Annotated in this window: 22 protein-coding genes and 1 pseudogene; 13 read left to right on the top strand and 10 right to left on the bottom strand. The window is 66.9% G+C overall.

Annotated elements, in window-relative coordinates; translation table 11 throughout:
* Positions 1-20: 20 nt before the first annotated feature.
* Positions 21-923: an NADP-dependent oxidoreductase gene (locus OHB12_RS10305; RefSeq protein ID WP_327118440.1), complete on the bottom strand. Its 903-nt coding sequence runs from the start codon at positions 921-923 to the stop codon at positions 21-23.
* 66 nt (positions 924-989) lie between these two features.
* Here OHB12_RS10305 and OHB12_RS10310 point away from each other — a divergent pair, with 66 nt between their 5' ends.
* Together OHB12_RS10310 and OHB12_RS10315 are read left to right on the top strand one after the other, a co-directional pair.
* A complete protein-coding gene (locus tag OHB12_RS10310) occupies positions 990-1,424 on the top strand; it encodes a winged helix-turn-helix transcriptional regulator (protein ID WP_327118442.1) in 435 nt (144 codons plus the stop codon).
* A gap of 201 nt (positions 1,425-1,625) precedes the next feature.
* Positions 1,626-2,378, top strand: a complete 753-nt coding sequence (locus OHB12_RS10315) for a L,D-transpeptidase (RefSeq protein ID WP_327118444.1) — start codon at positions 1,626-1,628, stop codon at positions 2,376-2,378.
* Positions 2,379-2,409: 31 nt separating this feature from the next.
* On the opposite strand, the gene OHB12_RS10320 is transcribed toward OHB12_RS10315, so the two are convergent.
* Entirely contained in the window at positions 2,410-4,167 is a 1,758-nt protein-coding gene (locus tag OHB12_RS10320) for an ABC transporter ATP-binding protein (RefSeq protein WP_327118446.1), read from the bottom strand.
* Between the two features lie 71 nt (positions 4,168-4,238).
* Here OHB12_RS10320 and OHB12_RS10325 point away from each other — a divergent pair, with 71 nt between their 5' ends.
* Both OHB12_RS10325 and OHB12_RS10330 read left to right on the top strand, forming a co-directional pair.
* Positions 4,239-4,676, top strand: coding sequence for a MarR family winged helix-turn-helix transcriptional regulator (locus OHB12_RS10325; RefSeq protein WP_327118448.1), 438 nt, complete (start codon positions 4,239-4,241; stop codon positions 4,674-4,676).
* Positions 4,677-4,826: 150 nt separating this feature from the next.
* Complete coding sequence (locus OHB12_RS10330) at positions 4,827-5,576, top strand: hypothetical protein (RefSeq protein ID WP_327118450.1); 750 nt, start codon at positions 4,827-4,829, stop codon at positions 5,574-5,576.
* Positions 5,577-5,711: 135 nt separating this feature from the next.
* Here the strand turns inward: OHB12_RS10330 and OHB12_RS10335 are convergent, their stop codons facing one another.
* Positions 5,712-6,566, bottom strand: coding sequence for a bifunctional 5,10-methylenetetrahydrofolate dehydrogenase/5,10-methenyltetrahydrofolate cyclohydrolase (locus tag OHB12_RS10335; protein WP_327118452.1), 855 nt, complete (start codon positions 6,564-6,566; stop codon positions 5,712-5,714).
* A gap of 207 nt (positions 6,567-6,773) precedes the next feature.
* Here OHB12_RS10335 and OHB12_RS10340 point away from each other — a divergent pair, with 207 nt between their 5' ends.
* The 3 genes from OHB12_RS10340 to OHB12_RS10350 all read left to right on the top strand — a co-directional run bounded on the left by OHB12_RS10340 (position 6,774) and on the right by OHB12_RS10350 (position 8,854).
* Complete coding sequence (locus OHB12_RS10340) at positions 6,774-7,646, top strand: YdcF family protein (RefSeq protein ID WP_327118454.1); 873 nt, start codon at positions 6,774-6,776, stop codon at positions 7,644-7,646.
* A gap of 113 nt (positions 7,647-7,759) precedes the next feature.
* Positions 7,760-8,560, top strand: a complete 801-nt coding sequence (locus OHB12_RS10345) for a putative protein N(5)-glutamine methyltransferase (RefSeq protein ID WP_327120990.1) — start codon at positions 7,760-7,762, stop codon at positions 8,558-8,560.
* An 84-nt stretch (positions 8,561-8,644) separates the two neighbouring features.
* Positions 8,645-8,854, top strand: coding sequence for a hypothetical protein (locus OHB12_RS10350; RefSeq protein ID WP_327118456.1), 210 nt, complete (start codon positions 8,645-8,647; stop codon positions 8,852-8,854).
* Here OHB12_RS10350 and OHB12_RS10355 read toward each other — a convergent pair.
* Genes OHB12_RS10355 through OHB12_RS10370 form a run of 4 tightly spaced genes read right to left on the bottom strand, consistent with a single transcriptional unit; the run spans position 8,835 to position 13,208 of the window.
* Positions 8,835-9,749 carry a short-chain dehydrogenase/reductase gene (locus OHB12_RS10355; RefSeq protein WP_327120992.1) on the bottom strand — a complete coding sequence of 305 codons (915 nt, stop codon included), beginning with the start codon at positions 9,747-9,749 and terminating at the stop codon, positions 8,835-8,837. The genes OHB12_RS10350 and OHB12_RS10355 overlap by 20 nt on opposite strands.
* Before the next feature lie 5 nt (positions 9,750-9,754).
* A complete protein-coding gene (locus OHB12_RS10360; RefSeq protein ID WP_327118458.1) occupies positions 9,755-11,227 on the bottom strand; it encodes a flavin-containing monooxygenase in 1,473 nt (490 codons plus the stop codon).
* Positions 11,228-11,265: 38 nt separating this feature from the next.
* Complete coding sequence (locus OHB12_RS10365; RefSeq protein ID WP_327118460.1) at positions 11,266-12,336, bottom strand: PDR/VanB family oxidoreductase; 1,071 nt, start codon at positions 12,334-12,336, stop codon at positions 11,266-11,268.
* Positions 12,333-13,208, bottom strand: coding sequence for a metal-dependent hydrolase (locus tag OHB12_RS10370; protein WP_327118462.1), 876 nt, complete (start codon positions 13,206-13,208; stop codon positions 12,333-12,335). Before OHB12_RS10370 ends, OHB12_RS10365 begins: the two co-directional genes overlap by 4 nt.
* 104 nt (positions 13,209-13,312) lie before the next feature.
* Between OHB12_RS10370 and OHB12_RS10375 the strand changes: the two genes are divergently transcribed.
* Positions 13,313-13,966, top strand: coding sequence for a TetR/AcrR family transcriptional regulator (locus OHB12_RS10375; protein WP_327118464.1), 654 nt, complete (start codon positions 13,313-13,315; stop codon positions 13,964-13,966).
* Here the strand turns inward: OHB12_RS10375 and OHB12_RS10380 are convergent.
* Positions 13,963-15,456: a flavin-containing monooxygenase gene (locus tag OHB12_RS10380; protein WP_327118466.1), complete on the bottom strand. Its 1,494-nt coding sequence runs from the start codon at positions 15,454-15,456 to the stop codon at positions 13,963-13,965. The two genes, OHB12_RS10375 and OHB12_RS10380, sit on opposite strands and share 4 nt — an antisense overlap.
* Here OHB12_RS10380 and OHB12_RS36235 point away from each other — a divergent pair.
* A pseudogene (locus OHB12_RS36235) lies at positions 15,382-15,678 on the top strand (MMPL family transporter); the annotation flags it as partial. The gene OHB12_RS10380 and the pseudogene OHB12_RS36235 sit on opposite strands and share 75 nt — an antisense overlap.
* A 107-nt stretch (positions 15,679-15,785) precedes the next feature.
* Here OHB12_RS36235 and OHB12_RS10390 read toward each other — a convergent pair.
* Both OHB12_RS10390 and OHB12_RS10395 read right to left on the bottom strand, forming a co-directional pair.
* On the bottom strand, positions 15,786-16,772 hold the full coding sequence (locus tag OHB12_RS10390) for an isopenicillin N synthase family dioxygenase (RefSeq protein WP_327118470.1): 987 nt from the start codon (positions 16,770-16,772) through the stop codon (positions 15,786-15,788).
* Positions 16,773-16,801: 29 nt separating this feature from the next.
* A complete protein-coding gene (locus tag OHB12_RS10395; RefSeq protein ID WP_327118472.1) occupies positions 16,802-17,329 on the bottom strand; it encodes an MFS transporter in 528 nt (175 codons plus the stop codon).
* A 101-nt stretch (positions 17,330-17,430) separates the two neighbouring features.
* On the opposite strand from OHB12_RS10395, the gene OHB12_RS10400 reads away from it, so the two are divergent.
* The 4 genes from OHB12_RS10400 to OHB12_RS10415 all read left to right on the top strand — a co-directional run bounded on the left by OHB12_RS10400 (position 17,431) and on the right by OHB12_RS10415 (position 20,310).
* Complete coding sequence (locus tag OHB12_RS10400) at positions 17,431-18,141, top strand: TetR/AcrR family transcriptional regulator C-terminal domain-containing protein (protein WP_327118474.1); 711 nt, start codon at positions 17,431-17,433, stop codon at positions 18,139-18,141.
* Positions 18,060-18,707: a tetratricopeptide repeat protein gene (locus OHB12_RS10405; protein WP_327118477.1), complete on the top strand. Its 648-nt coding sequence runs from the start codon at positions 18,060-18,062 to the stop codon at positions 18,705-18,707. The genes OHB12_RS10400 and OHB12_RS10405 overlap by 82 nt, the downstream gene beginning before the upstream one ends.
* A gap of 214 nt (positions 18,708-18,921) precedes the next feature.
* The gene (locus OHB12_RS10410; protein ID WP_327118479.1) at positions 18,922-19,860 is read left to right on the top strand and encodes an undecaprenyl-diphosphate phosphatase; all 939 of its coding nucleotides are present in this window, start codon (positions 18,922-18,924) and stop codon (positions 19,858-19,860) included.
* A gap of 93 nt (positions 19,861-19,953) precedes the next feature.
* Positions 19,954-20,310 (top strand): nitroreductase/quinone reductase family protein, encoded by a 357-nt coding sequence (locus tag OHB12_RS10415; RefSeq protein WP_327118481.1) that lies wholly within the window; start codon positions 19,954-19,956, stop codon positions 20,308-20,310.
* The last annotated feature ends 145 nt before the right edge of the window (positions 20,311-20,455 follow it).

Genomic DNA, 20,455 nt, shown 5'->3' on the forward strand with positions numbered 1-20,455 from the left:
GCCGGCGCGTTCCGCCGTTCTCAGGCCGGCGGATTCCACGGAACCAGCACGATCTTGCCGCGCACGCGGCCGGATTCGCTGATCTGGTGGGCCTTCGCGACCTCCGCGAGCGGCAGCACCTGGTCGATCGTGACGCCCAGATACCCGTGCTCGACCATGGTGGTGATCTCGCGCAGCGAGACCCAGGACGGTTCGACATAGAAGCGCTCGTAGCGCGGGTCGTCCTCCGCGTCCGAGCCCTGCGTGTCGATCAACCTGCCATCGGGCCGCAGCACCCGCGCCGAACGGGAACCGTATTCGCCGCCGACCAGGTCCAGCACGATATCCAGGTCTCGCACCGCGGTGCCGAAATCTGTTGCGGTGTAATCGATCAGCTCGTCGGCGCCCAACCCGCGCAGGTACTCGTGGTTAGCGGCACGCGCGGTGCCGATCACGTACGCGCCGCGATGCTTCGCCATCTGCACCGCGAGATGCCCCACCCCGCCGGCGGCCGCGTGCACGAGGATGCGCTGGCCGGCGCCGATCGCGGCCAGCGCCTGCCACGCGGTCAGCGCGGCCGTCGGCAATGCCGCCGCGTGCACATGGTCGATGCGGTGCGGCTTCGGTGCCAACGCATGTGCCTGCACCACAACATATTCGGCGTTCGCACCGCCGAATACCATGCCGTACACCGCATCTCCCACCCCGAACCGGTCCGCCCCGGGGCCGAGCTCCTCGATGATGCCGGAGACGTCGAAGCCGAGCGTGAGCGGTGGCTCACCGATCCTGTCGACGAGCCCGGCGCGCACCTTCCAGTCGGCCGGGTTGACGCTGGTCGCGGCTACCCGAACCAGCACCTCCCCCGCTCCGGGACGCGGTCGATCGACCTCCTCGATGTCGAGTACTTCCGGACCACCAAACACTTTCTGCGTTATTGCGAGCATGCGACGATTCTGCGACGGCCTGGTACCTTCTGGAAAGAAGGCACCTTCTTGATACCGAGGTTCCCAATGGATACTGTGTGTGGCCGGTCCGATTCTCCGAGCCTGGTCGAGAGTTACTTGCACCACTGCCCAGCGCGCGAGGTGCTAGCCGTCCTCGCCGACAAGTGGGTCATTCTGGTGCTGAGTGTGCTGCGCGGCAGCGACGGACCGGTCCGCTTCAACGATCTGCGTCGCCGCCTCGACGGCATCACTCAGAAGATGCTCACCCGCACCCTGCGTAACCTGGAGCGTGAGGGCCTGGTCCGCCGTGCGGTCTATCCCACGGTGCCGCCGCGGGTGGAGTACTCTCTCACCGAGCTCGGCGCGAGCATCGGCGAACTCAGCCACGCCATGGGGGTCTGGGCAGTGCAGCACCAGGACCGAATCCTCGCCGCGCGAGCGGAATTCGACGCGCGGGCGATGACCGAGCCGGAGCCGCTCACATCCGGCCCCGCCCGCTGACCGGGCCACTTCGGTCTCGCGTTCCGCTGGAACCGTGCCTGCCTCAGCGCTGGTTTCTTCGCATCCGGACTGGGTAGGCGATCAGTGTCGGCAGGTCCACCAGGTCACAACTGGACCACGGACCAGGCCATCGGTGGCCGAGTTGATCATGCGGGCCTAGAATATTGCTTTGCCTACCACCATTTCGAAGGGGTGGAAGCCATGAGGAGCGCAATTCGGTACTTGTTCCTCGCGACCGTGATCGTGGCACTGGCCGCGTTCGGTTCGGGTGCGGCGACAGCGACCCTGATCGGAAGTCCCTCCGCGCAGGCGGTGGCGGCGATCGGACCTTCGAACGGCCAGGTGGTGGGCGTTGCTCATCCCGTGACCATTCATTTCGCCGCTCCCGTCCCGGATCGCGCACGCGCGGAAGAATCCATAGATATCAGAACTACCCAACCGATCACAGGCACATTCGCGTGGACCGACGACCGCGAGGCGGTGTGGACGCCGACCGGGTTCCTGCCCGCCAACGCCCGTATCTCTGTCGCAGTCGGTAACGCGCACACGGACTTCCGAACCAACGCGGGCGTCTTCGGCGACGCGGACATGTCAACGCACACATTCACGCTGAGCGTCGGCGGTACTGTCGTGCGGACGATGCCCGCCTCCATGGGTAAGCCGGGCTGGGAGACACCGTCGGGGACCTGGCCGGTGCTGGAGAAGTTTCGTTCGGTGATGTTCGACTCGCGCACCATCGGCATTCCGCTGAGCTCGCCGGAGGGCTACGTGATCAAGGGTGAATTCGCCGAACGCCTGACTTGGAGCGGGGTTTTCATTCATTCCGCCCCGTGGTCGGTGGAGCAGCAGGGCAATTCGAACGTCAGCCACGGCTGCATCAACTTGGCACCCGATGACGCCGAATGGGTCTACCATGCGATCGGCGTCGGCGACCCGGTAGTCACGCACTGGTAACCGGGCAAGCGCCCCGCGGCAAGGTCTTCACTTATGCGGCAACGCTCAGCGCATCGTCTCGGACGACCAGCGCGGCGTAGCGTCCCTCGGATTCCATGAGTTCGGCATGGTCCCCGCGTTCGACGATCTGGCCCCGGTCCAGTACGACGATCTGGTCGGCATCGCGAACGGTGGACAGCCGATGCGCGATGGTGATCGTGGTCCGATTCGCCGACAGCGCGTCGATGGCCTCCTGAACCTCCTGCTCGGTGCGGGTGTCCAGCGCGCTGGTCGCCTCGTCGAGCACCAGGATCGGCGGGCGGCGCAAGACGACCCGCGCCACCGCGAGACGCTGCTTCTCCCCACCGGAGAAGCGGTAGCCGCGCTCGCCGACCACGGTGTCGTAGCCATCGGGCAGGCCCATGATGTGATCGTGGATGCGCGCCGCGCGGGCGGCCTCGTGCAATTCGTGTTCGGTCGCATCAGGTTTCGCGAAGCGCAGGTTGTCGGCGACCGAGGCGTGAAACAGATAGGTCTCCTCGGAGACCACGCCGATCGACGCGGCGAGGTCGGCGAAGGACAAATCGCGCACATCGATTCCATCGATTGTCACTCGGCCGGAAGTCACGTCGTACAGCCGAGCGACGAGGTAGCCGAGAGTGGTTTTGCCGGAACCGGTTTCGCCGACCACGGCCAGACTCGAGCCTGCGGGAACGGTGATATCGATATCGCTCAATACTTCTCGTGTATCCGCGCCGTACGAGAATCCGATGTGCTCGAAGCGGATCTCGCCCCGCACGGCAGGGAGGGTCACCGGCGTGACCGGTTCCTCGATCTCCGGCTTCAGGTCGAGATACTCGAAGATCCTGCCGAACAGCGCCAGGGAGCTCTGCACCTCCACCCCGGTGGAGAGCAATTGCACCATCGGCCGCAGCAGGCTCGTCTGCAAGGTGGTGAACGCGACCAGCGTGCCGATCGAAACCAGCGGGCGCCCCGCGGCGACGGTCAGCCCGGCCGCCCAGTAGATGACCGCGGGCATGGCGGACATGATGATCTGAATGGTCGACTGCCGCCACCTTCCCGCCATGCTCGCCCGGACCTCCAGGTCGACGAGGCCGCGCGACTCGCGCACGAAAGTATCGACCAACGCGGGCGATCGGCCCATCGTGCGTCCGAGCAGGATGCCGCTCACCGACAGCGACTCCTCCACGATCGCCGACATGCCCGCCAGCTTCTGCTGGCGCCGCGTGGTGATCTTCCTGCGCTCGTCACCGACCCGGCGGCTCACCCAGACGAAGAGCGGCAGCATCACCAGCGAGACGGCGGTCAGACGCCAGTCCAGTGCCAGCATGGCGATCACCGCGGCGACCACGGTGGTGAAGTTCGAGACCAGCGATGTGGCAGTGGAGGTGACAGTCGACTGCATGCCGCCGATGTCGTTGGCGATCCTGGACTGCACCTCGCCGGTGCGGGTCTTGGTGAAGAACGCCAGCGGCATACGTTGCAACTGTGCGTACACCGCGGAGCGTAGGTCGTGCATGACGTCTTGGCCGACCGTGGTCGAGATATAGGTCTGCAGGACGCCGAATACGCTGGTCAGCACAGCGACGACGACCATGCCCGCGGCGAGCAAGGTCAGCAGGCCCGTACGACCGTGCGGCACCGCGTCGTCGAGCACCGCGCGCAACAGGAATGGCGAGGCGAGCGCGACCACCGAGGAGAGACAAACGAGGGCGGCCACGAAGGCCAGCCGGGCCCGGTAGGGCCGGAAGAGCCGGACGATCCGGCGAAGTCGAGGTGAAGGCTGCACGGGCGCCCCCCTTTCGGGACTACGGCATAAAACTGAGTATGACTCATAATTGTTCCTCGAAACAATGAGCTATGCTCAGGATCATGGATTCCGGCGAGACCGATCTCCCCGAACTGTTCCTGCGCGCGGCCAAACGCATCCGCCGCAACCAGGTATCCCGACTGGCCCCGCTCGGTCTCACCCCCGCCCAGGCCAGAGCGCTGCGCATCATCGGACGTACAGGCGAGCCGTTGCACATGACCGCGCTCGCCGAACACCTGGACATCGTCCCGCGCTCGGCCACGACGGTCGTGGACGCCCTCGAAGCGGCGGGACTGGTCACGCGCTCGCCCGACCCCGCCAATCGACGCGCCACCCTGGTCACGCCGACCGACGAGGGCAGCGACGCGCTGACCGGCATGACCGAGGCGCGTCGCGCGGCCGCCGAGGAACTGTTCGCGACGCTCTCGGACCCCCAGCGCGAAACCCTGCGCGACCTGCTCGCCGCACTCGACACGCCCGCCTGCTGAGCGCCCGCGGAAGTACTCGAACCAGGTATCGGGCAGTATTCTCCCAGGGAGCGTGTGGATTCGGCGGGACGAACGCGGCGGAGCGCGCCCGCGCCGGTGCGGACAACCTGACGGTGACCTGATGAAGGTGGGGCGATGGATCGACCGGAGATGAGCGCACGACCCGGTTACGACCGCGGGAATCCTCAGCTCACCGACCCCGGTGGGCCGGACAACCGCCCCACAGGCGACGAGGAGTACCAGGGCGACTGGTCCGCGTGGGTCGACAAGCTACCCACCGCACCGCAACTCACCGTACCGCCACCCCCGCCGCCGGAACCCGAGTGCTACGAGGACGAATTCTCCGGTCTGATCGATCGCTCCCGCCCGCGGCGCACGAAGCGCCGGTGGGCGCCACCGCTTCTCGGCACGCTCACCATCGCCGCCCTGACCTTCGCGGCCTTCATGCAGTTCTCGGGCGGCGGCTCCGACCAGCAGGCCGGACCGTCCACGCCGAGACAGGCGAACGCACCCGCGACACGACCCGGCACCCAGTGCCCGGCAGAGCGAGTCGGCAACCGGATCCAGGGCAACGGCATCGGGAGTTTCGACTCCGGACCAGCCGCGATCTTCGCCTTCCAGCACGCCTACTATGTGGCCCGCTCCGGCGAGCAGGCCCGCGCCACCGCCACCGCCACCGCCGCGGTCCCCACCGCCGACGCGATTCAGCAGGGCATCGACTCCATCCCGGCGGGCACCACCCACTGCCTGGCAATCACCCCTGGCGCGTTCGCGGGTCAGTATGTCGTCGTGATCACGGAGTATCGCCCCGGCCACGGCCCGATCGCCTACAACCCGCAGATAGTCTCCACGGCCAAAGAAGGCAGCCGCACCCTGATCAGTGCGATCAGCCGGGGGTGAATTTCGCCGCCGCACGAACCTGAGCCAGCTACGTTGAGGCACAAGACACTCGGGCCGACCACCCGTATTACCGCCCCGATTCCCCGGCCCGGACGCAGTGTGTCGCCCCGGAAGGATCGACGCTCGGCGGCAGCCTCAGCTCATGCGCGCGTTTTCCGCGGCCACCACCACGTGACGCATCAGCAGGGCGGTAGTGACCGGGCCGACACCGCCCGGCACCGGGCTGAGTCCGGCGGCTTTGCCGCGCGCCGCCTCCGCGTCGACATCGCCCACGATCTTGCCGTCGGGCGCCTCGTTGGTGCCGACATCGACTACGACCGCGCCATCGCGGACGTGTTTTCCGGAGACCAAGCCGATGCGGCCCGCCGCGGCGACCACGATATCGGCGGTGACGGTGACCGCAGCGAGGTCGGCGGTGCGGGAATGGCACACCGTGACGGTGGCGTCCTCCGCGAGCAACAGTTGGGCGAGCGGCTTCCCGACGATATTCGAGCGCCCGACGACCACGACATGCCGACCGGAGAGCGGGATGTCGTGATGCTTCAGCAGCTCGACCACCGCCTCGGATGTGGCGGGGACGAAACCGTCGAGTCCCGCCGCGAGCAGGCCCAGCGATAGCGGGCTCACGCCGTCGACATCTTTGGTCGCGACGATCGCGGAGCTCACATCCTCCAGGGTGATGCCACTGGGGAGCGGAGTCTGCAGCATGATCGCATCGGTGGCGCCGTCCGTGCCACGCGCGGCGAGCTCCTGACGGATCGCGTCGGCACTCGCATCGGCGCCGAGGTCGACGGTGTCGCAGGCGATTCCGAGACGCTCGGCCGCCTTGCGCAGCGAGTTCACATACCAGGCGCTGGCGGGGTCGTCGTTCGCCACGATCAGGGCAAGACGCGGCGGCGCCCCACGGTCGGTGAGCGCGGCGGCGCGGTCCTTGGTGTCGGCGTTGATGGCGGCGGCGAGTTCCTTGCCGGACAGCGAAACGGTATCCACGTTGACACACCCTATCCCGGATACCCTGCGCGGTTGCGCGCAGTCCACTGCCGCACCCAGTTCGCACCCGCGCCGAGAATAGGTCGAAGAATCTTCCTGGCAATTGCACTACATAGAGGTCAGGTGGCCGTATTGTGATCAGCGCTTTGTCCCGCTAACTGTCAGCACATACCAGCTCGGTTCCTCCGCGGAAAGGTGTCGACTGTAGTGAAGAACTCGAGGCATTGGAAGTTTCTTGTCGCGACCGCGTTCGCGGCCTTCACCATCACCGGTCCGGCCGGTGTTCCCGCGCACGCGGCTCAGGACACCGACGCCCTCTACAACTCCGCCCAGCGCAACTTCACCGACGGCAACGACGCCGCGGGCCGCGCCGACCTACGCACCCTTATCGGGGCCGATCCCGATCACGCCGAAGCGCTGGCCCTGCAAGCCATCTGGTCCGACTACGCGGGCGATCTGCCCGCGTTCGCCGGCGCCATCGGGCGGCTGCACGTCGTCGACCCGGACATGGCGCGAGGCACCGACAACGTCCTCGGCGCCATCCGCGCCGCGGTCGGCACCCTGCCCAATCCACTGCCTGCGCTGGTCGGACCCCAGACCGGCATCGTCGTCCTCGGCTACGGCCTGCTCCCAGACGGCTCACTGCGTCCGGAGTTGGAGAACCGGCTGATGGCCGCCTGGGTGCAGTCGCTGGCCGCTCCCGGTTCGCCAATTGTGGTCACCGGCGGCAATCCGCAGAACGGCATCACCGAGGCCGAGGCCATGCGCAATTGGCTGATCGGCCACGGTGTGCAGGGAGCGCGTATCAACGTGGAGACCCGTGCGAGCTCGACAGTGCAGAACGCCCTGTTCAGCACAAGGATGCTGCGGGATGTGGGGGCGACAAGCGCGATCGTGGTCACCTCGCCCAACCACATCCGCCGGGCCGTCGCCGATTTCATCGTCGCGGGCACGCGGGTCGTCGGAGCGATGACCTCGCTCGAGCAGCTGGTCTCCCAGCTACCGCCGCCCGCCAGGCCGTCGCAGCGCGGAATCTATCTCGACGCCGTGCGTACTTTCCAGCTGAGCATCGCACACTGATCGCACGGGGATCAGCACCCGCTCTGGTGTTTGTGCAGGTGCGGGTCCCCGGCCGGGTACGCCGAAAAATCCGTTGGCGGGATCACGTGGGCGCACGGCAGGATGGATCGGTGATGTCAGCCGGACGTAGCGATGTGGTCGCTCAACTGCGGGCGGCGGGCTGTGTGTTCGCGGAGGACGAGGCGCGTCTGCTCACCGCCGCCGCCGCGGAGACCGGTGCCGCACTCGAGGTGCTCGTCGCGCAGCGCGTCTCCGGCACCCCCTTGGAGCATCTGCTCGGCTGGGCCGAGTTTCATGGGATCCGGGTCGCCGTATCCCCGGGCGTCTTCGTGCCACGGCAACGGACCGCGTTCCTCGTCGACGAGGCGGCCGACCTGATCCGCGCCAAGCCCGACCACCCGGTGGTCGTCGACCTGTGTTGCGGCTCGGGCGCTTTGGGCACCGCGGTCGCCACGATCATCACGGCCGAGGCACGCCCGGTGACGCTGGCGGCGGCCGACATCGATCCGGTCGCGGTCGAGTGCGCCCGCCGCAATCTCACCCCGCTCGGCGCCCCGGTCTATCAAGGCGACCTCTTCGAACCGCTGCCCGACGAACTGCGAGGCTGCATCGACATCCTGCTCTGCAATACCCCGTATGTCCCCTCGGAGATGATCGCGCGGATGCCCCCGGAGGCCCGCGACCACGAACCGCGCATCGCCCTCGACGGCGGAGCCGACGGACTCGACATCTTCCGCCGCGTCGTCGCCGAGGCACCCTCCTGGCTCGCCCAGGGCGGTCACCTGCTCGTCGAGTCCAGCGAGCAGCAGGCGCCGGTCGCGCTCGCCGTGCTGGCAAGGCATGGACTCGAAGGCCGAATCGCGGAGTCCGACGAGCATTACGCGACCGTTGTGATCGGCACCCGCCCCACCTGACCGACGTCGGCCACGACAGTCAGCGATGGCTGCGAATCACCAGCCGCACCTGACAGCAAGCTCTCGATCGAACCGCTGCACGCGGTGCTCGACAGCTCCAACGAGGGGCTGGTCAACGGCATCCACACGGCACTGACCGGCACGGACGAACCGGTCGAGCTCGGCATCCGGCTGATCGACGCCTACCTCGACTGGGCCCGCGGCCACGGCCCTGGAATACGCGCTGGCGCTCCAGGGGATCTTTCCCACTGCTCCGTGAGCGACGAGCCGCGGCTCAGCGCGGCACCGGGCTGATCGGGCGGCTCTCGGCGATCCGCTGTTCGACGCGGTGGATCAGAGCGTGCACGCGCGGGTCGCGCGCGAGCTGGTTGTCGAGCACCACGTTGATCACGCCGCGGAACAGGGCGTAGAGCTCCCACTGCGGCGGCGCGATAGTGCGCGGCGCACGGTGTGCGATGCCCTGCGCGACGGATTCCGCCGCGTCCCGCACGGTGATCCGACGGTTCAGCGGCCAGGGCAGCAGTGCTCCGAGATCGGCGCCCAGCTCGTCCTCGTCGAGGGTGCCATGCGTCATCGCGGTGTCGACGATGCCGAAATACGCGACACCGGCGGTGGCCCCGACCGCGGCCAGCTCGACCCGCAATGCCCGCCCGAACTGCTCGACCGCGGCCTTGCTCACCATGTAGGGCGAGCCGCCCATGCCCGGCGCGAACGCCGCGGCGGACGAGACCACCACGACATGCCCCTTGGCGGTGATGATGTCGTCCAGCGCCGGGTGCACGGTGTTGAACACGCCGGTCACGTTGATGCCGATAACGCGATCGAAATCACCGGGGTTCATCGTCCGGATCGTCGCAAGCTGGGGCACCACCCCCGCGTTGGCCACCACCACATCGATCCGGCCGAATCGGGCACGCACCCGGGACATGGCCTCGCGCATGCCGATTCGATCGGACACGTCCGCACGCACAACCAGCGCGCGCTCCCCCATCGAGCGTCCGACCGCCGCGGCGGCCGCCTGGTCGATGTCGATCAGCGCCAGCGAAGCGCCCGTGGCGTAGAGCTTTTCGGCGAGGGCGCGGCCGATGCCGGTGCCCGCACCGGTGATCACGACCACCCGACCCCGCACATCCAGCGTTTCCGGGGCGAACGGGACGGGGAGCGGAAGCACCTGACGCAGCAGGCCCATGATGCTCACCGGACCCGCACCTCGTAGGACTCCGGATCGAACCGGCTTGTGCGCCGCCGATATTCGAAGCTCCAGTTCGGATATAGGCCCGCGTTGCCACCGTCGGCCGTCTGGTAATAGCTGCGGCAGCCGCCGGTGAGCCAGGCGGTGTCGCGGCTGCGTTCGCTCACCTCGTCGAGGAAGGCCCGCTGGACCTCCTCACGCACATCGATCCGGCGAATGTTCCGCGCGCGCATGGTGGTCACGGCATCGACGATATAGCGAACCTGCGCCTCGATCATATAAATCGCGGACTGATTGCCCGCCGCACCGAACGGCCCGAGCGTACAGAAGAAGTTGGGGAATCCCGCGAGCGTCGCGCCGAGGTAGCTGCTCGGACGTTCTCGGTAGCGGTCGCCGATCGAGCGGCCGTCGGTACCGTGCACGCGGTCGAAAACCGCCGGCGGCACGCCGAATCCAGTGCCCCAGATGATCGTGTCCACCTCGTGCTCGACACCGTCGGCGCTGAGGATGGAGTTGGCACGGATCTCCTCGATGCCCTCGGTCACCACCTCGACATTCGGTTCGGTCAGTGCCGGGTAGTAGGCGTCGGAGAAGATCGCGCGCTTGCAGCCGATCACGTAGTCGGGGGTGAGCTTGCGACGCAGAGCGGGGTCACGGACCTGGCGCAGCAGCTGTAGTTTGGCCACCGCCTCATACGGGTGCCGGAATCGCTTGTCCACGAAGCCGACCAGGCCGAATCCCTCTATGCCGGTGTAGTAGAGACCGCGCAGCGCCTTGCCGAGCGCAGGGACACGGCGTAGCAGGGCCCGTTCGGCGGGCAGCGTGCGCCGGTCCAGCCGCGAAACGATCCACGGCGCCGAGCGCTGGAACACGGTCAGCCTGCCTACCCTCGGCTGGATCTCGGGGATGAACTGCACCGCCGAGGCGCCGGTGCCGATCACCGCGACACGCTCGCCGGTGAGATCATGTTCGTGATCCCAGTGCAGTGAGTGGAACTGCGTTCCTTCGAACGTGTCCGCGCCGGGCAGCCGAGGAACCTGCGCCTCGCTGAACGGCCCCACCGCCGACACCAGCACGTCGGCGGTCAGTTCGCCACGGGTGGTGCGCACCCGCCACCTGCTCGCCGCGTCGTCCCAGCGCGCCTCCAGCAGTTCGGTGCCGAACCGCATATGGCGCACCACATCGTGGCGAACCGCGACCGACCGGATGTAGGCCAGGATCTCCTGTTGGGTGCCGTAGGTGCGCGACCAGTTCGGGTTGGGCGCGAAGGAGTACGAGTACAGCTGCGACGGCACGTCGCAGGCACAGCCGGGATAGGTGTTCGCCCGCCAGGTCCCGCCGAGGTCGTCGGCGCGTTCGAGCACCACGAAGTCGTCGATTCCCGCGGCGCGCAGCGACACCGCCAGCCCCACACCGGCGATACCCGCCCCGATCACCGCGATCGGGACGTGTCGCGCGTCCGCAAGCACTGTCATGTCTTCCTCTCGCACACAGGCGCCGTTACCCGCCGAACTCACAAATCCAGTTCGAGTTCGCCACCGCGCGAACGGGATACGCAGATCAGCATGGCGTGCTCCCGTTCGGCGTCGGGCAGCAGGCGGTCCCGGTGCTCCACCAAGCCTGCCCGCACCCGGGTCTTACAGGTGCCGCAGAAGCCCTGTTGGCAGGAGTACGCGACGCCGGGGAGCACCCGGCGGACCGCAGCGAGCGCGGACTCGTCGGCGGCCACCTCCACGTCGAATCCACTGCGGTGCAGACGGATACGGAACGGCTCGCCGTCCTGCACGGGCAGCGGCGAGAACCGCTCGGTGTGCAGCGAGACCGTCGGGTCGTGCAGCGCGAGCACCGCTCGCGCGGCCTCGGCCAGCGGAGGCGGCCCGCAGACATACACCGCGGCACCGGTCGGCGCCTGCTCGAAGATCATTCTGGCGTCCGGGGCGCCGAACTCGTCGTCCGGTCGCACCACCACGTCGCCGCCGGTGCACTCGGCGAGCTCGTACAGAAACGGCATCCGCGACCTGGTGCGGCCCAGATACATCAGCCGCCAGGGCACCCCGGCACGTTCGGCTGCGGCGACCATCGGCAGGATCGGCGTGATCCCGATGCCGCCCGCGACGAACAGGTAGCAGGGCGCCTCAACGAACGCGAAGGCGTTGCGCGGCCCCCGCACACGGAGTCGGTCACCCGCCCGCAGCCGCCGGTGGATCTCCACGGAGCCGCCCTCGCCGCCGACGATCAGACGCACCGCGATCCGGTAGGAGCGGCGGTCGTCCGGGTCGCCGGTGAGCGAGTACTGCCGCTGGCGACCCGACGGCAGTAAGACGTCGAGATGCGCGCCGGGCGTCCACGCGGGCAGCGGCGCACCGTCCGGGTCGCGCAGCGTCAGGCTGACCACTTCGTCGGCCTCCTGCTCGATCCGCTCGATGACCACCTCGAAGTCGTAGCCGGTGCGCCGCACCGGGTGCGGACGCGAAAGCAGCTGCGCGGCATCGCCTTCGACAAAGACTCGCTTGTACGCGTCGGCCGCCGAACCGATCAGCCGCAGCGCGGCGCCGGGGCGGAACCGCTCACCGACGGCCGTCATGCGTCCGCCGCCCGTGCTGCGGGCGATTGGGCGAGGTAGCGTAGCGCGTTGTCCTTCGGACCCAGCTGCGACGGGTGGAAGCCCGGCCGCAGGTAACGCGGGATTTCGGTGAAGAAGGTAGTGAGGCTGGGCACCACCCCCCGGACCGACGCGCTGGCCAGCTGTAGCGGCCAGAAGCGCCCCTTGTTCCTGGACGGGTCCTTGTGGAACAAGTAACCGCCCGAGATGACGAACAGGACGAGCAATCCCGAACTGGCGATGAGCGCCTGCCGCGCCTTACGCCCGTAGCCGCCGTCGACGTACATGTACGCGTCGTAGACCACGTTGCGGTGCTCGACCTCTTCGGCGCCGTGCCAGCGGATGAGGTCCAGCATCGCCGGGTGCATGCCCTTGGCATCCAGTTTGTCGTTGGTCAGTAGCCATTCGCCGATGACGGCGGTGTAGTGCTCCATGCCTGCGAACAACGCCAGCCGCTCGCACAGCCACTCGTGCTTGGCCCGGCCGGTCAGCCCGTGGTCGCCGAGCACGCGGTCGATCAACCACGCGACGCCCTCTACCATCGGGCCGACCTCGAGACCGAGCCGTTCCAGCTGCCGCCGCGCCTTCTCGTGCGAGTTCGCGTGCATGGACTCCTGGCCGATGAAGCCGCGGACTTCCTCGCGTAGTCGCTCGTCCTCGATCAGGGGTAGCGCTTCGGCGAGCGTCTGCGCCATCGCGCGTTCGCCTTCCGGTAGCACCAGGTGCATCACATTGATGATGTGTGTGGCCATCGTTTCGCCGGGGATGTAATGCATCGGCACCGTGGTGAAATCGAAGTCGACGGCGCGTGCGTTGATCGCGTGTGCCTGGTCGGCGTAGGCGGCAGGGCCCATATCACACCCCTCATCGTTAGTCGTCGTTCTTGCAATCTATTGGTGACATCACATGCTGTCAACATCACATGATGTCAATTAAGTAGCTATGAGAGGATGGCGCCATGGTCGAAGCGGACGGTTCGGTTCCGGGTATGCGCCACTGGCGCGGACGCTCTCCCGCCGATCGGGTCGCCGCCCGCCGGGAACAGCTGATCGAAGCGTGCACAGAGTTGATGGCCACCGTCGGCGCCGCGGAGACCTCGATGCGTGGCGTGTGCAGGCAGGCCGGGCTGACGGAGCGCTACTTCTACGAGAGCTTCCCCAACCTGGACGCGCTGCTGACCACCGTGCTCGACACCGTGGTCCTCGGTGCGCGCGACCGGCTGCTCGAGGAGCTACGCAATGCGCCGATCGAACGCGACGCGATGTTCCGCCACATGGTCGGCGTCTTCACCGACTACCTGCTGGAGGACCGCCGACGCGGCCGCATCATGTTCGTGGAATCTCAGGCCACGCCGGTGCTGATGCCGCACGCCCATGAACTCATCGGATTGTTCACCGCGCCGATCGCACTGATCATCGGCGCGAGCGACTCGGTGCCCGACGAGTTCGACAACGCGCTCAACGCCAGTGCCATCTTCGGCGCGCTGGCCTACCTCTACCCACCGTGGCTGGACGGCGAGATACTCGTTCCGCGAAATCGTTTCGACGAGCACGCCGCGAATGTCATCGAACGGATCGCCACAGCGCGCTCCGCGCCGGACACCGAGACCTAGTCCCTTGTCGCGACCGGCTCGGACCGCCGTGCGCGCTCGAAACGCATCGCGCGGTCGGCGAGCGAGCCGTACCGGAGCGTGACCAGGTCGCGCAGATAGTTCATGCGCAGCCGCCACGGCGCGCGATCACCCTGGATCGGGAACAGATTCGCCGCCCGCCGCACATAGCCGGGATTGAAGTTCACAAAGAGGGATTCCGCGCCCACCTCGGGATCGCGAACCGGCGCGCAGCGCACATAACCGTGCTCATCCATGTGTTTCAGCAGCCGAACAACATACTCGGAGACCAGATCCGCCTTCAGCGTCCACGAGGCGTTGGTGTAGCCGATCACGTAGGCGAAGTTCGGCACGTCGGACAGCATCATCGCCTTGTAGGCCATGCTCGCCGAGAGCATCACGGGCTTACCGTCCACCACGAGTTCGAGACCGCCGAACGCCAGCAGATTCAATCCCGTTGCCGTGACCACGATGTCGGCCTCCAGCGTGGCGCCCGAGGCGAGTGTCAGACCGTGCGCGGTGAAGGTCTCGATCCGGTCGGTGACAACCTCGAGGGTGCCGTCGCGGATGGCGCGGAAGAAATCGCCGTTCGGAGCGAGGCACAGCCGCTGGTCCCACGGGTCGTACCGCGGCGTGAAGTGGGTGTCGATGTCGTAGCCGGTGGGCAACCACCGCTCCTGCCAGCCGCGAATGCGTTTGCGCATGCCTTCCGGATACCGCCTGCTGAGCTGGTAGAACGCGGTCGACACCGCGACGTTCTCGACGCGGGCCACCGCGTACGCGACGCGAGCCGGCAGGACACGGCGAGCGGCGAGCGCCAGTCCGTCACGCGCCGGCGCGGAGATGATGTAGCTGGGACTGCGCTGCACCATCGTCACGTGCGCGCCCTGCTCGGTGAGCGCGGGGCCGAGCGTCACCGCGGTGGCGCCGCTACCGATCAGCACCACTTTCTTGCCTGCGCAGTCGAGATCCTCCGGCCAGAACTGGGGATGCACGATCGGCCCGGCGAACCGCTCGGTGCCGGCGAACTCGGGAGTGTAGCCCTCCCCATAGCGGTAGTATCCGGAGCACGAGAACAGGAATCCCGCGGTGAGCGTGACGATTTCGCCGGTGTCGGTGCGCTCGGCGTGTACGGTCCAGCGGTTGTCCGCCGAGGACCATTCGGCCCGCCGGACCTGATGCCCGTAGCGGATGTGCCGGTCGATGTCGTGCTCGGTGGCAGTCTCGCGCAGGTAGTCGAGGATGGCGCCGCCGTCGGCGATCGAGCTGTCCCCCAGCCACGGCTTGAACCGATAGCCGAGGGTGTACATGTCGGAGTCGGAGCGAACCCCGGGGTAGCGGAACAGATCCCACGTTCCGCCCAGGGTCGCACGACTCTCCAGGAGTAGAAAGGTCCGCCGTGGGAAGGCCCGGCGCAGATGGCAGGCCGCGCCGATACCGGAAAGCCCGGCACCGACGATGAGCACGTCGACGTGCTCGACAGCGGTGGTCATAACCCTCTTCCTCCGATCGGCGGCAAACACCCCGGGCACATCGTGACTACGGTGCACGCCCGCGATGTCCTCAGCCTATCGGTCCAGGTGGGGGGCTCCGGACACACGGCATCCCCCGATGCGGTGAACATTGCCTCGCTGCTCGGGCTGGGTATGGCCATCGACTACGGCCTGTTCCTGGTGATCCGTTTCCGGGATGAGATCACCGGCGGGCACGACCTCGGTGTCGACCCCGCAGGGGTGCCCACCCGGGGCCGACACCGGCAGGGTCGCCGGGCGATCGCGGTCGACTCGGATGGGCGCCTTGCGGTGCGGCTTGCTCGTCGGACCTAGGTGGAAAACAGCTTTGCCATCTTTTCCGCTATCCACTTGCCCGCGATGACGGGGGCGGAGCCGTCGGTCGGTGCGGTCGACGGCAGTGGTTCGACGATCGCGTCGTGGTTGGGTTGGTAGAAGAACGGGATGGACAGGCGCGAGGAGATATCTCCGTGTTCCGGGTTGACGACACGATGCATGGTCGACACCCATCGGCCACCGGTCCACAACGCCATGAGGTCGCCGATGTTCACCACGAAGCTGCCGGGGATGGCCCGCACATCTCGCCATTGGTCGCTGCCGTGCAGGACTTGCAGTCCACTGAGGTGGTCTTCCTGGTAGAGCACGGTCAAGCCACCGAAGTCGGTGTGCGCACCGCGGCGCAGTTGGCCGGGCAGGGGTTCGGTGACTTGCGGGTAGTAGTAGTTCGCGACGAGTGAGGAGACATGGTTGGCGAACTTGTCGTCGAAGTACTCCTCCTCCAGTTCGAGCGCGAGCGCGAACAGGCGCATCAGGTCAGCGGACAGGTCTGCCATCGTGGTCATGTATTCGTGCCAGGTGTCCTTGAAAGCGGTGGGAACGCTGGGCCATGCGTTGGCCAACTGCCAGGTCGCGCTGTAGTCACCGAGCCTGGCGCGTTCCACCTCGCTCATATCTCCGGTCACGTGGACGCCGAAGGCTTCGCAGAGGTCCGGTGGCGTCTGCTGGTCCAGACTCTGCGCCGTGGTACCCCCGAATCTGCGGAACCCGGACACCCCGGGGCGGTGCGCTACGTCGTTCTTCTCGGCATCGGGGAGCCGGAAGAATTCCTTGGTCACCGAATACATCCGCTCGATGAGTTCTGGTCGAACACCGTGACCGACGATGACAAAGAATCCCGAATCAGCGCAGGCAGTACCGATCGCGTCGGCAAGGGCAGCTCGTCCGATCCCTTCGGCACGAGTCGATATGTCGATGACCGGTACATATCCATCGACGACGGTGACTGTCTCCATTTTCATGGTGTGCTTCCTTTTCCGAGTTGTGAGAATCAGGGCCGGGGCGAGACCACGGACGCCGGTTCGGCCGCCCGCCGCGGTGTTGTTTCCGATGCGCGGGATAGCAGCACCGCGGCCAGGCAAGCCGCGGCGACGAGGATTGCGCAGCCGACTGCCAGCGCCGTTCCGTAGCCATGCACGGATGCCGCGCCAGGCGCGGCATCCCGGTTGGTTGCCGAATAGGTTGCCGCGGCACTGATCGCGATGGTGTTGAGCAGTGCGGTGCCGAGCGCGGCGCCGAGTTGCTGTGCGGCGTTATAGGCCGCCGAGGCGGCTCCCGTGTCCTGAAATCGAATTCCGGCGGTCGCCAGACTCGCGGTCGGTGGCATGACGCAGCCGAGCCCGAACCCGGTGAGTAGCAACGCGGGAATGAGATACAGCGCCAGCACAGCCGTGCTTTCCTCGGTGAGCCGAGTCAGGATGAACATCCCGGCCGCGGCCAGCAGTAGGCCCGGCACGATCAGCACCGCAGGTGCCACGCGGCCGTGCAACTTTCCGGCGATGAGCATCGAGCCGACCACCAACCTAACTATGTTCGGTTCATCTAACGTTGTTAGTCGCATCGAACACGGTACTACACTGACCTGAGCGGTAGACCTGATCGGTGTGTGAGGTGAGGTGGATGAACGGTAGCGACCAACAGCACAAAACAGATGCAGTGCACAGCATTTGGCTGCGTCCGCGCCGTGCGGCGAAACAGGATCCAGCGCTGACTCTCGCCGGGATCGTGGACACGGCGGTCGATCTGCTCGACGAGGAGGGGATCGAGGGACTCACCATGCGCCGACTCGCCGACCGCCTCGACGTGCGCGCCCCATCGCTGTACTGGCACGTCGATACGAAGGACGACGTGATCGATCTCGCCGTCGACACGATCTTCGGCGACCCGCCCGACACCACCCGGACCGGCGATTGGCGCACGGACATCGTCGCGGTGCTGTCCGGTTGGCGCACCGCGCTGCTCCGTCATCCGTGGGCCGCCGCAGTCCCGGCACGACGGCGACCCACCATCGGCCCCAACTTCCTGACCGGAATGGAACTGCTTCAATCAACCCTGCTACACGCCGGATTCCGCGGACCCGACCTGCCCGCGGCGACGTGGGCGCTCTACAACCACGTCATGGGATCCGCCGCCTCGCAAACCGCCCTGCGGATCACCGACGCCGAACGCCGGATAGGGCAGCAAAAACTACACGCCGAACGCGACCGATACCCGACCCTCGCTACCAACGGCTACCTGTACGACGACGATTGGGACGGCAGCTTCACCAGGGGGCTGGACTACCTGCTCGACGGACTCGCAGCCCGAATCGAACATCACCTGAGTGCGTAACGCTTGCTCGCGGGCCAGTTTCAAGGTGTCGCCGTGACCTCGAGAATTACCGGAGCAACCTCGGCCTCGTGCTCCGGTCGACCGGGGACTATGCCGACGCGGCCGACCTACAACAGCAAGCGCTCGCCCTGTACCGCCAGATCGGCTACCGGCTCGGCGAAGCCAACGCCCTCGGCAACCTCGGCCATGTACGCGAAAGAACCGGGGATTACAGCGACGCGGCCTGTCTACAACAGCAAGCACTGACGCTCCACCGCGAAATCGGCAACCAGCTCGGCGAAGCCGAAGTACTCAATCAGATAGGCAGACTGTTGCTCGACGCCGGCGAACCCCGCGCAGCGTTGGAAACGTTCACTGACGCACTCGCACTGGCACGCCGAATTCCCAGCCGACTCGAACAGGCCCGTGCCCTGGAAGGAGCCGCCCGATGCCGGGTCGGCCTCGGCGACGTGGACACCGCCGTGAACGAACTGCGCGAAGCGGTCACCATCTATCGGCACCTCGCAGCACCCGAGACCGATACCGCCGCAACCTACCTCGCCACCTTGCACCCAAATCATCGATGATGTCGAAAAGCCACCCAGCTCGGCCTGACCCGGGGAACCGTTCACCGTTTCGCCCCAGGCCCGACTCGCGCCCAGGCGGAGGCAATGGGGGTCTGAATCGGCAAACGAAAGGCACAAATGAGACGAAAGTCACTGAGAGAAAAGATGTTCGGGCAAGAATCCCGCTGAAGGGGCTCTCCGGCGTTTCCGTTGCGCGCATGCGAGACTCGTCACGATGCTCACCTACTTTCAAGCGACTGTCATCGGCGCGGTGCAGGGTGTCACCGAACTGTTCCCGATCTCGAGCCTCGGGCACTCCGTGTTGGTTGCCGCATGGCTCGGAGGCGATTGGAAGAAGTTGGCCAGCCAGAGCGAGTCCGTCACGGGCACACCGTATCTGGCGTTCGTTGTCGCGCTGCACGTCGCGACGGCGGTGGCGCTACTTGCCTACTACTGGCGCGACTGGTGTGCCATCGGCGCCGGCTTCATCACCACGCTGCAGACCAGGCGCCTCGACACCGTTCCCCAGCGGCTCGCGTGGCTGATCGTGATCGCCACCATCCCGGTCGGTGTCCTCGGGCCGTTGCTGGAGCATCCGCTGCACGCTCTGTTCGCGGCGCCGACCTACGCCGGCATTTTCCTGACCCTGAACGGTGTCGTGCTGATCGTCGGTGAGGGACTGCGCCGACGCAACGAGCCGTCACTGGCGGAATACGGGCGACGGTTCGCCCGACGGGAGGCACGCAGAGGCGTTCTCACCGCCGAAGCGGAAACATGCCGCCAATCCGACCGGCCACTGGCCGCTCTCGGGGTCGGGGATGCCGTCGGCATCGGCTTCGCCCAAGTCGGCGCGCTACTGACCGGGTTCAGCCGGGCAGGTCTGACCATGGTCGGCGGTTTGTGGCGTGGTCTCGAACACGAGCACGCCGCCAAATTCGCCTTCCTGCTTGCCACTCCGGCGATCCTGGGCGCGGGGGTACTGGAAATACCGGAACTTGTCGGGTCGAAAACCGACGGCATCCGCGGACCGATTCTGGTCGGTGCCATCGTGTCCGGGATGTCGTCGTGGCTGGCAGTGCGGTTTCTCGAGCGGTACTTCCACACCCGCACACTGCTGCCGTTCGCGGTCTACTGCCTGGTCGCCGGGCTGCTCTCGATTGTCCGATTCAGCTGACCGCAGCTGATAACGAGCCCGAGGCAGGCTACCGCTGCGCCGAGTTAAGGTGACGGTGTTCGGATATTTCCACCTGCTCACCGGGAGAACACTGTGGCGCTGAAAACGGGGCTGAGTCGCGTCGCGCGAGGATTCAATACCGGGGTGGTCGCCCTCCTCGAGATTCCGGTGCTCGGGCCTCTGATGGGCAAGGGGTTCGTGGTGATCACGTATGTGGGGCGGCGGTCCGGGCGGACATTCAGCACGCCCGTGAACTACCGACGAACGGGCAACGAGCTCCTCATCGGAGTCGCCCTGCCGGACAAGAAGAGCTGGTGGCGGAACTTCCTCGATGAGGGCGGTCCGATCACGCTGCATTTGAATGGTGCCGATAGGCGCGGGCATGCCGTGGCGCGGCGCGACGAACGCGGCCGAGTCACGGTGAAGGTGCGGCTCGACGAGGCGAGCTGACCCTGAATCCGCCGACCTGGCTCGGCCAGTGGTCCTGCGCACCAGATCAGCAACCACACGGGCTGCTATCGATGAAGACGACGGGCAGGGTCGGCGTGCGTTCGGTTCGCCACCGGACCGTTTCGCGAGTCGCAGGTCTCGCTCG

The sequence above is a fragment of the Nocardia sp. NBC_01730 genome (assembly GCF_035920445.1).
GTDB lineage: Bacteria > Actinomycetota > Actinomycetes > Mycobacteriales > Mycobacteriaceae > Nocardia.

Coding starts and splice junctions, on each gene's coding strand:
- OHB12_RS10345 (WP_327120990.1), top strand. CDS start 7,760: ATGTCAGCCGGACGTAGCGATGTGGTCGCTCAACTGCGGGCGGCGGGC.
- OHB12_RS10370 (WP_327118462.1), bottom strand. CDS start 13,208: ATGGGCCCTGCCGCCTACGCCGACCAGGCACACGCGATCAACGCACGC.
- OHB12_RS10325 (WP_327118448.1), top strand. CDS start 4,239: ATGCTCAGGATCATGGATTCCGGCGAGACCGATCTCCCCGAACTGTTC.
- OHB12_RS10355 (WP_327120992.1), bottom strand. CDS start 9,749: ATGGGCCTGCTGCGTCAGGTGCTTCCGCTCCCCGTCCCGTTCGCCCCG.
- OHB12_RS10360 (WP_327118458.1), bottom strand. CDS start 11,227: ATGACAGTGCTTGCGGACGCGCGACACGTCCCGATCGCGGTGATCGGG.
- OHB12_RS10330 (WP_327118450.1), top strand. CDS start 4,827: ATGAGCGCACGACCCGGTTACGACCGCGGGAATCCTCAGCTCACCGAC.
- OHB12_RS10315 (WP_327118444.1), top strand. CDS start 1,626: ATGAGGAGCGCAATTCGGTACTTGTTCCTCGCGACCGTGATCGTGGCA.
- OHB12_RS10390 (WP_327118470.1), bottom strand. CDS start 16,772: ATGAAAATGGAGACAGTCACCGTCGTCGATGGATATGTACCGGTCATC.
- OHB12_RS10380 (WP_327118466.1), bottom strand. CDS start 15,456: ATGACCACCGCTGTCGAGCACGTCGACGTGCTCATCGTCGGTGCCGGG.
- OHB12_RS10310 (WP_327118442.1), top strand. CDS start 990: ATGGATACTGTGTGTGGCCGGTCCGATTCTCCGAGCCTGGTCGAGAGT.
- OHB12_RS10400 (WP_327118474.1), top strand. CDS start 17,431: ATGAACGGTAGCGACCAACAGCACAAAACAGATGCAGTGCACAGCATT.
- OHB12_RS10305 (WP_327118440.1), bottom strand. CDS start 923: ATGCTCGCAATAACGCAGAAAGTGTTTGGTGGTCCGGAAGTACTCGAC.
- OHB12_RS10375 (WP_327118464.1), top strand. CDS start 13,313: ATGGTCGAAGCGGACGGTTCGGTTCCGGGTATGCGCCACTGGCGCGGA.
- OHB12_RS10365 (WP_327118460.1), bottom strand. CDS start 12,336: ATGACGGCCGTCGGTGAGCGGTTCCGCCCCGGCGCCGCGCTGCGGCTG.
- OHB12_RS10410 (WP_327118479.1), top strand. CDS start 18,922: ATGCTCACCTACTTTCAAGCGACTGTCATCGGCGCGGTGCAGGGTGTC.